At 69.6% G+C, this 13,059-nt stretch carries 14 protein-coding genes; 4 read left to right on the forward strand and 10 right to left on the reverse strand.

Annotated elements, in window-relative coordinates; all coding sequences use genetic code 11:
• Positions 1–6: 6 nt before the first annotated feature.
• Positions 7–882: a 3-hydroxybutyryl-CoA dehydrogenase gene (locus P6F26_RS11440; RefSeq protein WP_278028820.1), complete on the reverse strand. Its 876-nt coding sequence runs from the start codon at positions 880–882 to the stop codon at positions 7–9.
• A gap of 231 nt (positions 883–1,113) precedes the next feature.
• On the opposite strand from P6F26_RS11440, the gene P6F26_RS11445 reads away from it, so the two are divergent.
• The gene (locus tag P6F26_RS11445) at positions 1,114–1,968 is read left to right on the forward strand and encodes a DUF6473 family protein (protein ID WP_278028821.1); all 855 of its coding nucleotides are present in this window, start codon (positions 1,114–1,116) and stop codon (positions 1,966–1,968) included.
• Here the strand turns inward: P6F26_RS11445 and P6F26_RS11450 are convergent.
• The 8 genes from P6F26_RS11450 to P6F26_RS11485 form a co-directional block, all read right to left on the reverse strand.
• Positions 1,940–2,707, reverse strand: coding sequence for a class I SAM-dependent methyltransferase (locus tag P6F26_RS11450; RefSeq protein ID WP_278028822.1), 768 nt, complete (start codon positions 2,705–2,707; stop codon positions 1,940–1,942). The two genes, P6F26_RS11445 and P6F26_RS11450, sit on opposite strands and share 29 nt — an antisense overlap.
• A 203-nt stretch (positions 2,708–2,910) precedes the next feature.
• Positions 2,911–3,840 carry an electron transfer flavoprotein subunit alpha/FixB family protein gene (locus P6F26_RS11455; RefSeq protein ID WP_278028823.1) on the reverse strand — a complete coding sequence of 310 codons (930 nt, stop codon included), beginning with the start codon at positions 3,838–3,840 and terminating at the stop codon, positions 2,911–2,913.
• Positions 3,840–4,601 (reverse strand): electron transfer flavoprotein subunit beta/FixA family protein, encoded by a 762-nt coding sequence (locus P6F26_RS11460; protein ID WP_278028824.1) that lies wholly within the window; start codon positions 4,599–4,601, stop codon positions 3,840–3,842. The genes P6F26_RS11455 and P6F26_RS11460 overlap by 1 nt, the downstream gene beginning before the upstream one ends.
• A 126-nt stretch (positions 4,602–4,727) precedes the next feature.
• A complete protein-coding gene (gene trhA, locus P6F26_RS11465; RefSeq protein WP_278028825.1) occupies positions 4,728–5,396 on the reverse strand; it encodes a PAQR family membrane homeostasis protein TrhA in 669 nt (222 codons plus the stop codon).
• Between the two features lie 214 nt (positions 5,397–5,610).
• Positions 5,611–6,183, reverse strand: coding sequence for a cob(I)yrinic acid a,c-diamide adenosyltransferase (locus P6F26_RS11470; protein WP_278028826.1), 573 nt, complete (start codon positions 6,181–6,183; stop codon positions 5,611–5,613).
• Between the two features lie 3 nt (positions 6,184–6,186).
• Positions 6,187–6,396 carry a twin transmembrane helix small protein gene (locus tag P6F26_RS11475; RefSeq protein ID WP_278028827.1) on the reverse strand — a complete coding sequence of 70 codons (210 nt, stop codon included), beginning with the start codon at positions 6,394–6,396 and terminating at the stop codon, positions 6,187–6,189.
• Between the two features lie 52 nt (positions 6,397–6,448).
• Positions 6,449–7,273: an SDR family NAD(P)-dependent oxidoreductase gene (locus P6F26_RS11480; RefSeq protein WP_278028828.1), complete on the reverse strand. Its 825-nt coding sequence runs from the start codon at positions 7,271–7,273 to the stop codon at positions 6,449–6,451.
• A gap of 60 nt (positions 7,274–7,333) precedes the next feature.
• On the reverse strand, positions 7,334–7,930 hold the full coding sequence (locus P6F26_RS11485; protein WP_278028829.1) for an SH3 domain-containing protein: 597 nt from the start codon (positions 7,928–7,930) through the stop codon (positions 7,334–7,336).
• A 156-nt stretch (positions 7,931–8,086) separates the two neighbouring features.
• On the opposite strand from P6F26_RS11485, the gene P6F26_RS11490 reads away from it, so the two are divergent.
• The gene (locus P6F26_RS11490; protein WP_278028830.1) at positions 8,087–10,405 is read left to right on the forward strand and encodes a DNA topoisomerase IV subunit A; all 2,319 of its coding nucleotides are present in this window, start codon (positions 8,087–8,089) and stop codon (positions 10,403–10,405) included.
• Between the two features lie 107 nt (positions 10,406–10,512).
• Here the strand turns inward: P6F26_RS11490 and P6F26_RS11495 are convergent, their stop codons facing one another.
• Positions 10,513–11,820 (reverse strand): cytochrome P450, encoded by a 1,308-nt coding sequence (locus P6F26_RS11495; protein WP_278028831.1) that lies wholly within the window; start codon positions 11,818–11,820, stop codon positions 10,513–10,515.
• A gap of 283 nt (positions 11,821–12,103) precedes the next feature.
• On the opposite strand from P6F26_RS11495, the gene P6F26_RS11500 reads away from it, so the two are divergent.
• The gene (locus P6F26_RS11500; protein WP_278028832.1) at positions 12,104–12,859 is read left to right on the forward strand and encodes a hypothetical protein; all 756 of its coding nucleotides are present in this window, start codon (positions 12,104–12,106) and stop codon (positions 12,857–12,859) included.
• Between the two features lie 105 nt (positions 12,860–12,964).
• On the forward strand, positions 12,965–13,059 hold a 95-nt coding region (locus tag P6F26_RS11505; RefSeq protein WP_018590913.1), incomplete at its 3' end, for a GTP-binding protein.

Consider the following 13,059-nt stretch of genomic DNA (forward strand, 5'->3'; position numbering starts at 1 on the left):
GCAGCCTCAGCGCGTCGGAACCGGCACCTCGCCCCGGTAGTCGTAGAAGCCCCGGTCGGTCTTGCGCCCCAGCCAGCCCGCCTCGACGTATTTCGTCAGCAGCGGACAGGGTCGGTATTTCGTGTCGGCGAGGCCGTCATGCAGGACGTTCATGATCGCGAGGCAGGTATCGAGCCCGATGAAATCCGCCAGTTCCAGCGGCCCCATCGGATGGTTTGCGCCCAGCTTCATGGACTGGTCGATCGACTCCACCGATCCCACGCCCTCGTAGAGGGTGTAGACCGCCTCGTTGATCATCGGCATCAGGATGCGGTTGACGATGAAGGCGGGAAAATCCTCGGCAGTCGCCGCCGTCTTGCCCAGACGGTCCACCACCGACTTGCACGCGGCGAAGGTCGGCTCGTCGGTCGCGATCCCGCGGATCAGCTCGACCAGCTGCATCACCGGCACGGGGTTCATGAAATGGAACCCCATGAAGCGTTCGGGCCGGTCCGTCCGGCTGGCGAGCCGGGTGATCGAGATCGACGAGGTGTTGGAGGTCAGGATCGTCTCGGGCTTCAGATGCGGCAGGAGGTCCTCGAAGATGGCCGTCTTCACCGTCTCCCGCTCGGTCGCGGCCTCGATGATGAGGTCGGTCGGCCCCAGATCCGCAAGCCGCAGCGTCGTGCGGATGCGATCCAGCGTCGCCGCCTTCTCGTCTTCGGTGATCTTGCCGCGCCCGACCTGCCGGCCGAGGTTGGTGTCGATCAGCGCGAGCGCATTGTTCAGCGCGTCCTGCGAGATGTCGCTCATGACGACGTCGTATCCGGCCAGCGCGCAGACATGCGCGATGCCGTTGCCCATCTGGCCGGCCCCGACGATGCCGATCGTCCTGATGTCCATGTTCGCCCTCTTTGCCCCGGTCTGCGCAATTCGTCCCTGACGCCGCACAATAGGCCCGCCGGCGCTTCCGGCACAAGCGTTCCCCCGGCGGTCCCGCCCCGCGCCAAAGCGGCGCACGGGCGGCGTCCCCGAGCTCGTTCGAAGTTTCGTCAATTCGGGCGTTTAGCCGTTTGGAAACGAACCGGTGGCAAGTCTGGACTGCAGGTGAATCACGGCAGGGCGAGCGACCACATGAGCTTCGAGAAGGGCCGGGCGATGCCGCTCGACTACCAGCCAGTGACCTATCCCGGCTCGGTTCTGCGCTTTCGCGGCCCTCTCGCCGACCTGTCGAAACCGCATGTCCTGTGCCTTGGCGGGACCGAGACCTTCGGCCGCTTCCTGCCCGCGCCCTATCCTGCCTTGCTGGCCGGGCGGCTGGGCGACGCGGTCACGAACATGGGCGTCGCCAGCGCGGGCTTCGACGTCATCCTGCGCGATCCTGCCATCTCGGCCGCCGCCCGGACGGCGCGCGCCATCGTGCTTCAGGTGCCCTGCGCCGCGAACATGACAAACCGCTTCTACGCCGTGCATCCCCGCCGCAACGACCGTTTCGTGAAGGCGGGTGCGATGCTGCGCACCATCTACCGCGACGTCGATTTCACCGAGTTCCATTTCACGCGGCACCTGCTCGACCATCTCAAGACGATGTCGCCCGACCGTTTCGCGATCCTCCGGGACGAATTGCAGGCGGCATGGCGCGCCCGGATGCGCGCCTTTCTCGCCGAAGCCCCGGCGCCGGTCCACCTGTTGTGGATATCGCGCAGGACGCCCGACACGGCGGAGCCGGAGAAAGGGCTGGGCGCCGATCCCCTGTTCGTCACCCGCGCCATGCTGGAGGACGCAGCCGCCGATGCAGCCTCGCTCAGCATCGTCACGGACCCGAGGGGGGGCGCCGCGCGTCCCGCGACCGGGATGTTCTTCGCACCGAGGGAGGAGGCCGCGGCAGGCGTCCTGCCCGGACCCGGGGCGCATGGCGCGGCCTGCGCGGAACTCGTCCCGCGTCTGGGCGGCGCGGGCGCTACCTCCGCGCGATCAGGCAGCGCGTGACGGTGGCGATCCGATAGGACCCGTCGTCGTGCCGGAACGGCAGCAGCGCCTCGCGGTGCGCCGCGTCCACGGCATTCCACCCGATCGCCTCCGCCGCGCGCATTGCGCCCCGCGACGCGCCAAGACCGCGCAATGCGGTCTGCTCGTCGGGATAGTGCCAGCGGCAATCGACGTCGAACGCGCCGGCGATGACGAGCTTCGCCTCGGCCGCCAGGGCCCTCAGCGTCTCCAGGCGCGACGTGCGGGCGCCCTGCGGCCCGCCGGTCGCGGGGGTCGTGCGGTGGCTGGCGGGCGCGATGGCGCTGACGATGCCCGCAGGCAGTTTCCGCACCGCGAAAAGGATCGCGCCTCCCGGCGCTGCGACACGGCGGGCCTCGGCCAGCGCGGGTCCGCTATCGGCGTCGTCATCGGCGGCGTGCAGCATCGTGACGAGGTCGAAACTCCGGTCCGCGAAAGGCAGGCGCTCCGCTGGCCCGGCCTCCAGCCGCGCCGACGGAAGCCGCGCACGGGCAAGGTCGAGAAGTGCCTCGGCCGGATCCGTGCCCGCGACGTGAAGGCCGCATTCCGCCGCGATGCGCAGAAGCAGCCCGGTGCCGCAGCCGATATCGAGATGGCGCGTGCCCGGTGGCGGCGCCAGCCGGTCGAGGATCGTGTGGAACAGCGGCAGCAGCACGGGTTCCTGCACGTCGGCCCAGTCGGCCACCCAGCGCATGGGCGCCGCAGGGCCCCGTTGCCGCACGACGACCTCCCGTTGGAGGACGGGTGACGCGCCGGGCATTTCGCTCGGTCCGGACATGATCGCCTCGCACCTGTGACAAGGGTCACGATATCACAGGCGACATGGTTGCTCGACCCGGAACAAGAGGTGCGCGCCCCGGGCGCCATGAAGAAAGGGCGCGCCCGATCGGGCGCGCCCCTGGAAGGCAGGAAGGCCGTGACCGTTCAGCCGAGCTTCTCGGTCAATTCCGGCACGGCGTCGAACAGGTCGGCCACCAGGCCATAATCCGCGACCTGGAAGATCGGCGCTTCCTCGTCCTTGTTGATCGCGACGATCACCTTGCTGTCCTTCATCCCGGCAAGGTGCTGGATCGCGCCCGAGATCCCGACGGCGACATAGAGGTCCGGCGCCACGACCTTGCCAGTCTGGCCCACCTGCCAGTCGTTCGGCGCGTACCCCGAATCGACCGCCGCGCGGGACGCGCCGACGGCGCCGCCCAGCTTGTCGGCGAGCCCCTCGATCAGGGCGAACTGCTCGGCCGAGCCGAGGGCGCGGCCGCCCGACACGACGATCCCGGCCGACGTAAGCTCGGGCCGGTCCGAGGCCGCGACCTTGTCCTCGACCCATTGCGACAGCTCCGAGGCGGCGGGCGCGTCGATCGTCTCGACGGGGGCGGCGTTGCCGGTGCCTGCGGCTTCGAAGGTCGAGGTGCGGAACGTGATCACCTTCTTGGCGTCCGAGGACTTGACGGTCTGAACCGCGTTCCCCGCGTAGATCGGCCGCTCGAACGTGTCCGCATCGACGACGCCCGAAGCGTCCGAGATCACCATGACGTCCAGAAGCGCCGCGACGCGCGGCATGATGTTCTTGGCGTCCGTTGTCGCGGGCGCGCAGATGTGGCTGTAGTCGCCCGCGAGGCTCACGATCAGGTCCGCCGTCGTCTCGGCCAGGCGGTGGCCGAGGCTGTCGCCTTCGGCGCAGAGGACCCGGGTCACGCCTTCTATCGTCGCGGCTTCGTCCGCTGCAGCTTTCGCGGACGCCCCGGCGCACAGCACCGTGACCTCGCCCAGCTTCGCCGCAGCGCTCACCGCCTTTGCGGTGGCGTCCATCGAAAGCTCGCCACCCGTCACTTCGGCAAGAAGGAGAACAGCCATCAGATCACCCCCGCTTCGTTCTTCAGTTTCTCGATCAGTTCGTCCACCGAACCCACCTTGACGCCGGCCTTGCGCGCCTCGGGTTCCGAGGTCTTGACCACGCTCAGCCGCGGCGAGACGTCGACGCCGAAATCGGCGGCGGTCTTTTCATCCAGTGGCTTCTTCTTGGCCTTCATGATGTTGGGCAGCGACGCGTAGCGCGGTTCGTTCAGGCGCAGGTCGACGGTGACGATGGCGGGCATTTTCACCTTGATCGTCTGCAGGCCGCCGTCGACCTCGCGCGTGACCAGCGCATGGTCGCCCTCGATCGCGACCTTCGAGGCGAAGGTCGCCTGGCTCCAGCCGAGCAGGGCCGACAGCATCTGGCCGGTGGCGTTCATGTCGTTGTCGATCGCCTGCTTGCCGGCGAGGACGAGGCCCGGGGCCTCCTCCTCGATCACCTTGGCGAGGATCTTGGCGACGGCCAGCGGTTCGATGTCCTGGTGGACGTCGTCCGCCGCGACGACCAGGATCGCGCGGTCCGCGCCCATGGCGAGCGCCGTGCGCAGCGTCTCCTGCGCCTGCTTCACGCCGATGGAGACCGCGACGACCTCTTCGGCGACGCCGGCTTCCTTCAGGCGGATCGCCTCTTCCACCGCGATCTCGTCGAAGGGGTTCATCGACATCTTGACGTTGGCGAGATCGACCCCGGAGCCATCCGCCTTCACGCGGACCTTCACGTTGTAGTCGATCACGCGCTTGACGGGCACGAGCACCTTCATGGCGTTCCCTCCTGTTCTGGTCACTGCCGGGGCAGATAGCACGCCCCCGCGTCAGGGGGAGTGTTAGCCCGTCGCAGGCAGCCGCGACAGGTCAAAATCGACGCCAAATGTCGCTTCGACGCTGCGTCAGGGCAGCATTGCGGGCGGGATGGCGGCCAGAAGCTCGACCACGATGGCGGCGTAGCACACGCAGGTCGCCGCAAGAACGAAGACATGCCAGATCGTGTTGTGGAACGGCAGACGGTGCCAAAGAAGGAAAGCGACGCCGCCGGTGTAGAGAAGCCCGCCCGTCGTCAGAAGCACCATGCCCGCCGGGCTGAGTCCCGAGATCAGCGGCTGTCCCCAGACCACGCCGGCCCAGCCGAGCCCGAGGTAGAGCGCCAGCGCGATCACGGTGCGGCGCCGCGCGCTGAAGACGATGATCGATGCGCCGGCCAGCGCCACGCCCCAGATTGCCGCGAGAAAGCCGGGCGAGCCGGGAAAGAGCACGACGAAGGGCGTGTAGGTGCCGGCGATCTTGAGGTAGATCGCCGACTGGTCGAGGCGCCGCAGACGGTCGGACCAGTGCGGCACGCGGATCATGTTGTAGAGCGCCGAGCAGGTCAGCATCGCCAGTAGCGTCGCGGCGTAGATCGCGACGGCGGTGATCGTCGTGGCGTCGCCGATGCGGATCGCCGCGAGGGCCACGAGAATCGGGCCCGCGATCAGCGCGAAAGCGATGCCGAGCAGATGAATCGCGGCGTCCGAGAGATACTCGGCGCGGGAATATGGGTGATATCCGCTGACGTGGCTCATGACAGCAATATAGTCCCATACGCCGTCCGCGCCAAACGCCGCGACACGCAGGCGCGACCTGACGTGGCGTGACGGGGCGTCGGGCCAGTACGGGCCGGGAAACTTCCTCTGCCAGGAAGTTCGGGGGGCTGTCCGCCCCCCGCCGCACGCGTGCCGCGCGCTGCCCCCCGAGAGTTTTTTGCAAGGATGAAGCCGCGGCGGAGGGCCGGTGGCGTCAGCGGCTGGCGCCGGGGACCCACAGGATGTCCGCGCGGCCGTCGTCGTTGGCGATGCGGCCAGCGACGAAGAGCCAGTCGGACAGGCGATTGAGGTATTTCACCGCCTCGGGGTTCACCGATTCCATCGTGGCGAGCTCGACCACCAGCCGCTCGGCCCGGCGGGCCACCGTCCGGCAGACATGCAGGTGCGCCGCCAGCGCCGAGCCGCCGGGCAGGATGAAGCTGCGCAGGGGCTCGAGCTGCGCATTCATTGCGTCGATCTCGCGCTCCAGCCGGTCGATCTGCGATGCGACGATGCGCAGTGGCGGGTATTCGCGCTCGCCGTCACGCTCCATGTTGGGCGTGCACAGGTCGGCGCCGAGATCGAAGAGGTCGTTCTGGATGGTGGCGAGCTTGGCGCCGATGTCCTCGTCCGCCACGAGCCGCGCGACGCCCAGCGTGGCGTTCAGCTCGTCCACCGTGCCGTAGGAGGTCACGCGCATCGAATGCTTCGCGACACGGCTGCCGTCGCCGAGCGCGGTCTCCCCGTGATCGCCGGTCCTTGTGTAGATCTTGTTCAGCACGACCATGGGTCAGCCTCCTGTTTGACGGCGGATGAAGACGAAGGCGAGGATCAGCAACACCGCCAGGAATTGCGCGATCAGCCGCCAGCGCATGAACTTGTTGGAGTTCTGTCGCGCATAGTCTCCGCCGCGACGGAATGAATTGATGCCCATGAGCAGGATCACCAGCACCGCGAGGCAGGCCAGGACCGCGATTATCAGGAGCGGGTCGTTCGTCATGTCGGGTTTCCCTTCCTCGTGGGGGTCGATCTAGGGGCGGGGCCGGCAAAGGCTAGACCTTCGCCACCAGCCAGTCCTGCGCGCGATCCGGCAGCACGCGGGTGAGAAACGCGGCGGCGTAGGCGGGCGCGGTGATGTAGTAGCGGGTTCGGGGGCGGCGCGCCTCGACCGCGTGCACGAGGCGGGCGACGACGTCGGCGGCCGTGCCCTCGAAAGGGTCGGGGCGGGGACTTGTCCGGCGGGCCATGAACTTGCCGCGGTAGAACTCGGCGTGGCGCGAGGCGTCTGCGTCGATCCAGCGCTCGAACAGGCGCGCGGAATTCTCGCGGAACCCGGAGGCGACGGGGCCGGTGTTGAGGATCGACACATGCAGCCCCGTGCCGCGCAGCTCGACCCGCATCGTGTTCGCGAGCCCCTCGATCGCGTGTTTCGACGCGACATAGGCCGAGCGCCATTTCAGCGTCGTGTAGCCGACGACCGAGGAGTGCATGACGATCCTCCCCGAGCCCTGCGCCAGCATGACCGGGATCGCGCGCCGGGTCAGCTGGTGCACGCCGAATACGTTGCTGTGGAACACCAGCTCCATCGCCTCGCGGGGAACGTCCTCGGCTGCGCCGGACATGCCGTGGCCGCCGTTGTTGAACAACGCGTCGAGGCGGCCGCCGGTGATCTCCATCGCCTCGGCCCAGCCCGCGTCGACGCACTCCGCGTCGCCATGGTCGATCCGCACGCTGTCGAACCCCTCCGCCCGGCGCGCTGCGACGTCCTCGGGGCGCCGGCAGGCCGCGATCACGCGCCAGCCGCGGCCGCGCAGGCCCTCGGCGGCGGCGAGGCCGATGCCAGAGGAGCAGCCGGTGATCAGAATGCTGCGGGTCATGGGTCCTGTCCCCGTGCTGTCGCGGCCCCTGCGTAGGTCAGGCGACAGGACAGGGCAAGCTCAGTTGACGGGTTCGAGGAAATCCTCGGACATGTAGCCTTCGAGGTCCGTTCCCGCGACGCGCAGGCGGGCCCAGCCGTCGGCGGCGCGTTCCACGAGCACGACCTCCGAGCCGAAATCGAGCGCCGCGAGGATATCGGCGTCGGTGGAGGGGCCGGCGCGGAAGTTCACCCGGTCGCCCGTGACGCGCAGGAGGGCGCCGAGCGGCGCGGCGGCGGCCGGCGGGTCGGGTTGGGCGGTGGCGTCGGGTTGGGCGGTTGCATCGGCCCCGGCCTCGGGCGCATCCGGGGCCGCTGGCCGCGACGCCTCGGCGGCGGGTGCGCCGCCTGACGTCTGGGCGGGCGGCAGGTTCACGCGGGCGTCGTTCTCGGTGAGGTCGGACGGTTCGACCACGCGGTCGATGCGCAGTTCCTCGCCCTCGGCCGTGACGAGGACGAGGCCGCGATCCGTCTCGCGCAGTGCGCTTTCGTCGAGGGCGGCGCGCACGGCGCGTTCGGTTCCGGCGTCGGGCCGCGCAGGCTCTGCCGGGTCTTCGCCGGGAACGATCACGAGGATCGCGAAGATCGCCACCGCGAGGATCAGCGTCAGTCGGATCATGCTTTCGCGCCTGCCTTCCTGCTTTCCGCCGGGTCTACCCGGACCGCGACCGATTCGGCGAGGTGGGGATTTCGTGCCGCACCGGACCGGATCGGCAGGCCGGCGCATGATGGGTCCTTGCCGCCCCTCGCCCCCGCTTGTATCACCATGCGTGGTATGAGCGAACCCGATCCCCCACAAGATGACCGCCCGGACGAGGAGCGGTTGACCGCCGAGCCGCTGTCGCGGGCGATCGCGTCGCGCTACCTGCAATACGCGCTGTCCACGATCATGCACCGCGCGCTGCCGGACGCGCGCGACGGGCTCAAGCCGGTGCACCGGCGCATCCTCTACGCGATGCGCGAGCTCAGGCTGTCCTCGACGGGCGGATATCGGAAGTCGGCGAAGATCTCGGGCGACGTGATGGGCAACTACCATCCCCATGGCGACGCCGCGATCTACGACGCGATGGCACGCCTCGCGCAGGATTTCGTGATCCGCTATCCGCTCGTGGACGGGCAGGGCAACTTCGGCAACATCGACGGCGACAACCCGGCCGCCTCCCGCTACACCGAGGCGCGCATGACCGCGATGGCCGAGGCGCTGATGGACGGCCTCGACGAGGACGCGGTCGACTATCGCGACAACTACGACGGCACGCTGCGCGAGCCCGAGGTCCTGCCGGCGTCGTTCCCGAACCTTCTGGCCAACGGGTCGAGCGGGATCGCCGTGGGCATGGCCACGAACATTCCGCCGCACAACCTCGACGAGCTGCTGCGCGCCTGCGACCACCTGGTACGGACGCCCGACGCGCGCGACGAGACGCTGCTGAACTACGTGAAGGGGCCGGATTTCCCGACCGGAGGGGCGATCGTGGATTCCGCCGAGACCATCGCCGAGGCCTACCGGACCGGGCGCGGCGCCTTCCGGGTCCGCGCGACATGGGAGGTCGAGGACCTCGGCCGCGGGACCTGGGCCATCGTCGTCACCGAGATCCCCTACCAGGTGCAGAAGTCCAAGCTGATCGAAAAGCTGGCCGAGCTGATCCAGACCAAGAAGGTGCCGATCCTCGCCGATGTCCGCGACGAGAGCGCGGACGACATCCGCATCGTGCTGGAGCCCCGGTCGAAGAACGTCGATCCGCAGGTGCTGATGGGCACGCTGTTCCGCAACTCCGACCTCGAGACGCGGTTCTCGCTCAACATGAACGTGCTGATCGACGGGCGAACGCCGAAGGTCTGTTCGCTCAAGGAGGTGCTGCGCGCCTTCCTCGACCACCGCCGCGAGGTCCTGCTGCGGCGATCGCGCCACCGGATGGAGAAGATCGACCACCGGCTCGAGGTGCTGGAGGGGTTCATCATCGCCTTCCTCAACCTCGACCGGGTGATCGACATCATCCGCTACGACGAGGCGCCGAAGGCGGCGCTGATGCGCGAGGACTGGGGCCGGGATTTCGTGCGGGCGACCTCCGAGAAGGACTACGCGAGCCCGCCCGAGGGCGAGGGCGAGCTGTCCGAGGTGCAGGCCGAGGCGATCCTGAACATGCGCCTGCGCTCGCTCAGGCGGCTGGAGGAGCTGGAGCTGCTGCGCGAGCGCGACGCCCTGATGGAGGAGCGCGCGGGGCTCGAGGACCTTCTGGCGGGCGAGGACCTGCAGTGGGAGCGCATCCGCGAGGAGTTGCGCGCGGTGCGCGAGACCTTCGGCGCAAGGTCCGGGGGCGGGGCCCGCCGGACCGTGATCGCCGAGGCGCCCGAGGCCGAGGACGTCCCGCTCGAGGCGATGATCGAGCGCGAGCCCGTGACGGTCGTGTGCTCGGCGATGGGGTGGATACGGGCCATGAAGGGCCATATCGACCTCGGCCAGGAGCTGAAATACCGCGACGGCGACGCGGGGCGTTTCGTGTTTCACGCCGAGACGACCGACAAGCTGCTTATCGCGGGCGCGCAGGGGCGGGTCTACACGCTTCCGGTCTCCAACCTGCCCGGCGGACGCGGCCTGGGCGAGCCCGTGCGCCTGATGGTGGACCTGCCGAACGAGGTGGAGATCACCGACCTTTTCGTGCACCGGCCCGGCGCGAAGCGCCTGGTGGCAAGTTCCGCCGGGGATGGCTTCCTGGTGTCGGAGGACGAGATCGTCGCGCAGACGCGGGCGGGCCGGCAGGTCCTGAACGTGCGCCCCGGCGTCACGGCGAAGGCCTGTGTCGCGGTGGCGCCCGGAGACGACGCGGTCGCCGTGGTGGGCGAGAACCGCAAGTTGCTCGTGTTCATGCTGGACGAGTTGCCGGAACTGGCGCGCGGCAAGGGCGTCCGGCTGCAGAAATACAAGGATGGCGGCCTGTCGGATGCCCGGACGTTCCGGCTGGCCGAGGGTCTGACATGGCGCGATCCGGCGGGCCGGACACGGACCGAGGCCGACCTTGCGGAATGGACGGCGAAGCGGGCGTCGTCTGGCCGGATGGCGCCGCGCGGCTTCCCGCGGGACAACCGGTTCACCTGAGCGGGGACGCCCGCCCCCGCAGTCTGTGTCGCACGGGGGGCTGTCTGCCCCCCGGCGCGCGTTCCGCGCGCTCCCCCCGAGAGTTTTTCGGCAAGGATGAAGCCGGATCAGGCGGGGGCGACCTCCAGCCAGACGCCGCCTTCGGGGCGTGTCGTCAGGATCGTCACCGGCCTCGGCGACCGCCCCGGCACGGCGGTGAAGCGGAACCGCGCGAGCAGGGTCGCGAGGATCACGGTCGCCTCCTGCAGGGCGAAGCGCTGGCCGATGCATATGCGCGGGCCGTCGCCGAAGGGAAGGTAGCCCCAGCGGTCCGGCCGCGCCGCGCCCAGCCAGCGCGACGGGTCGAAAGCGTCGGGCGCGTCCCACAGGCGGCGGTGGCGATGCAGGGCCCAGACGGGGATCATGACCGTGTCGCCGGGACGGATCAGCGCGGCACCGAGACGGTCTGCCATCCGCGCCGTGCGCGACAGAAAGGCGCCGGGCGGATAGAGGCGAAGCGCCTCCTCGACGATGGCGCGGATCAGCGGCAGGGCGTCGAGATCGCGCGCTTCCGCCGCGCGTCCTCCGAGCGCGGCCTGCGCCTCGTGCCGGGCGCGGGCCTGCACGCCCTCGTCGAAGGCGCAGAGATAAAGCGCCCAGGACAGTGACAGGGCCGTGGTCTCGTGGCCCGCCACGATGAAGGTCAGGAGCGTCTGGCGCAGGGTGTCCGCGTTCATGCGGCGGCCCGTTTCGGGGTCCTGCGCGGCGATCAGCCGGTCGAGAAGGTCGGGGGTCGCGCCGGGTCCCGAAGACCTGCGGCGGGCGATGGCGGCGTCGGCCTCGGCCTTCATGGCGCCCAGCCGGCGCGCCGCGACCGCCCGCCCCGGGCGGGGGACGGATGCGGGAATGCCGATGACGTCCAGAAGGCTCATCCGCGCGGCCTGGTCGATGTAGGCCTCGAGGGCGGCGACGACCCCGGCGCGGTCCACGCCCTGATCGTCGGAGAAGGTCACGTCCGCGATCACGTCGAAGGCCGCGCCCGTCATCAGGGCGACCATGTCGGACGCGCGCCCCGTCGCGCCCTCAAGGCGGGCGCAGGCGGCCTCGGCGGCGCGGGTCATCACCGGAGCGAGCGCCTCGACGCTTCGCGCCGAGAAGGCGGGCGCCGCGGCGCGCCGCTGCCAGCGCCAGTCCTCGCCCTCGGCGAGGAACAGGCTGTCGCCGATCGCGGGCTCGAGCACGGCGCGGGTGGCGACGGATTTGGGGTAGCCGTCGACCGCCTCGAGAAGGACGCGGCGGATGGCGGGCGGATCCATGAGCATGTGCCAGCGCTGCGGACCCGTGCGCCCCGACAGGACGGGCTGATGCAGCGCGCGGCGAGGGATGATCTCCAGCAGGTTCCGCCGCGCAGCGCGGTAGCTTTCGAGAAGGCCCATGGGCCGTTCGGGAAGCGCGGCGCGAACCGGGAGATGCGCATCTCCGCCGCTGGCCCCACCGGCGTCCGGGCGTCGCGTGCGCGTGGGCATCGACGGCAAGTGACGGTCCTCCATCGCGGTCGGCCTCCATCGCGGTCGGCGGCCCCGGGGCCACCCATGGGGGACAGATAGGCATCGATGACACGCTGTCCAAAACGTGATGGGGCCTCCGGGTTTGCAAGGGTGGCCCTGCTGCGCTATCCGGGACCGGAGCAGTACCGCACCGGATCGGGGAGACGACCAGATGCGCACAGACGCGACGCGGCCCAATTCAGAAAGCCTCAACTTCGCCCGCCTCCCGCGCCTCGCGGTGCTGGCGATGGCCGGGTTCCTCGCCGCATGCGCGGCCGGCGACCCGCTGGAGGAGGATCTGCCCGACATGGGCGCCTTCCGGCTTTCCCACAACATCGTGGTCGCCGACAACATGCAGCAGGTGCCGCCCAGCCGGAACGCGACGCCCGAGGAGTGGGAGGAGATCCTCGTCGCCGAGATCGACCGCCGCTTCGGCGCCTATGAGGGCGACAAGCTCTATCACATCGGCATCGCGGTCGATGGCTACGCGCTGGCGCCGCCGGGCATCCCGGTCGTGCTGAACCCGCGGTCCGTCCTCGTGCTGTCTGTCAACGTCTGGGACGACGCGCTGGGCCGCAAGCTTCATGACGAGCCCGAGCAGATCATGGTCTTCGAGGGCGCGAGCGCCGAGACGATGCTGGTGGGCTCGGGCTACACGCGAACGCGCGAGGAGCAGATGCAGGTGCTCGCCCGCAACGCGGCGCGGCGGATCCAGCTGTGGATGCTGCAGAACCCCGAATGGTTCGAGATCGACCCGGACGCGGCAGAGGCCGCCTTGGCCGAGTTAGATGACGATGACGAGGCCGCCGAACTGCCCGAGGGCGCGTCGTCCGCCGATGCCGCGGCGGATGCCGGGCCCGACGCCGGGGCGGCCGGGGACTGCGTGCCGACCGGGGACGCGCCCTGCCCTGAGCCGGTCGTCAACTGACCGCTTGATTTTTCTGCGCCAGCGCAATAGTCCGCCCGCGATGTTGAACCGGGCCCGAAGCGTTCGCGCAGGATGGGCCCCCGAACGGACAGGGCGCCAGGGCAGATGGCAAAGGCAAAGTTTGAACGTAACAAGCCGCACGTGAACATCGGCACGATCGGCCACGTCGACCACGGCAAGACGACGCTGACGGCAGCGAT

It is taken from the genome of Roseicyclus salinarum (assembly GCF_029624655.1).
Classification (GTDB): Bacteria; Pseudomonadota; Alphaproteobacteria; order Rhodobacterales; family Rhodobacteraceae; genus Roseibacterium; species Roseibacterium salinarum.

Excerpts from the sequence above, each read along its gene's own strand:
- P6F26_RS11485 (WP_278028829.1), bottom strand. The coding sequence starts at position 7,930 with ATGATCCGACTGACGCTGATCCTCGCGGTGGCGATCTTCGCGATCCTC.
- P6F26_RS11440 (WP_278028820.1), bottom strand. The coding sequence starts at position 882 with ATGGACATCAGGACGATCGGCATCGTCGGGGCCGGCCAGATGGGCAAC.
- P6F26_RS11445 (WP_278028821.1), top strand. The coding sequence starts at position 1,114 with ATGAGCTTCGAGAAGGGCCGGGCGATGCCGCTCGACTACCAGCCAGTG.
- trhA (WP_278028825.1), bottom strand. The coding sequence starts at position 5,396 with ATGAGCCACGTCAGCGGATATCACCCATATTCCCGCGCCGAGTATCTC.
- P6F26_RS11460 (WP_278028824.1), bottom strand. The coding sequence starts at position 4,601 with ATGAAGGTGCTCGTGCCCGTCAAGCGCGTGATCGACTACAACGTGAAG.
- P6F26_RS11490 (WP_278028830.1), top strand. The coding sequence starts at position 8,087 with ATGAGCGAACCCGATCCCCCACAAGATGACCGCCCGGACGAGGAGCGG.
- P6F26_RS11495 (WP_278028831.1), bottom strand. The coding sequence starts at position 11,820 with ATGGGCCTTCTCGAAAGCTACCGCGCTGCGCGGCGGAACCTGCTGGAG.
- P6F26_RS11455 (WP_278028823.1), bottom strand. The coding sequence starts at position 3,840 with ATGGCTGTTCTCCTTCTTGCCGAAGTGACGGGTGGCGAGCTTTCGATG.
- P6F26_RS11500 (WP_278028832.1), top strand. The coding sequence starts at position 12,104 with ATGCGCACAGACGCGACGCGGCCCAATTCAGAAAGCCTCAACTTCGCC.
- P6F26_RS11470 (WP_278028826.1), bottom strand. The coding sequence starts at position 6,183 with ATGGTCGTGCTGAACAAGATCTACACAAGGACCGGCGATCACGGGGAG.
- P6F26_RS11480 (WP_278028828.1), bottom strand. The coding sequence starts at position 7,273 with ATGACCCGCAGCATTCTGATCACCGGCTGCTCCTCTGGCATCGGCCTC.
- P6F26_RS11475 (WP_278028827.1), bottom strand. The coding sequence starts at position 6,396 with ATGACGAACGACCCGCTCCTGATAATCGCGGTCCTGGCCTGCCTCGCG.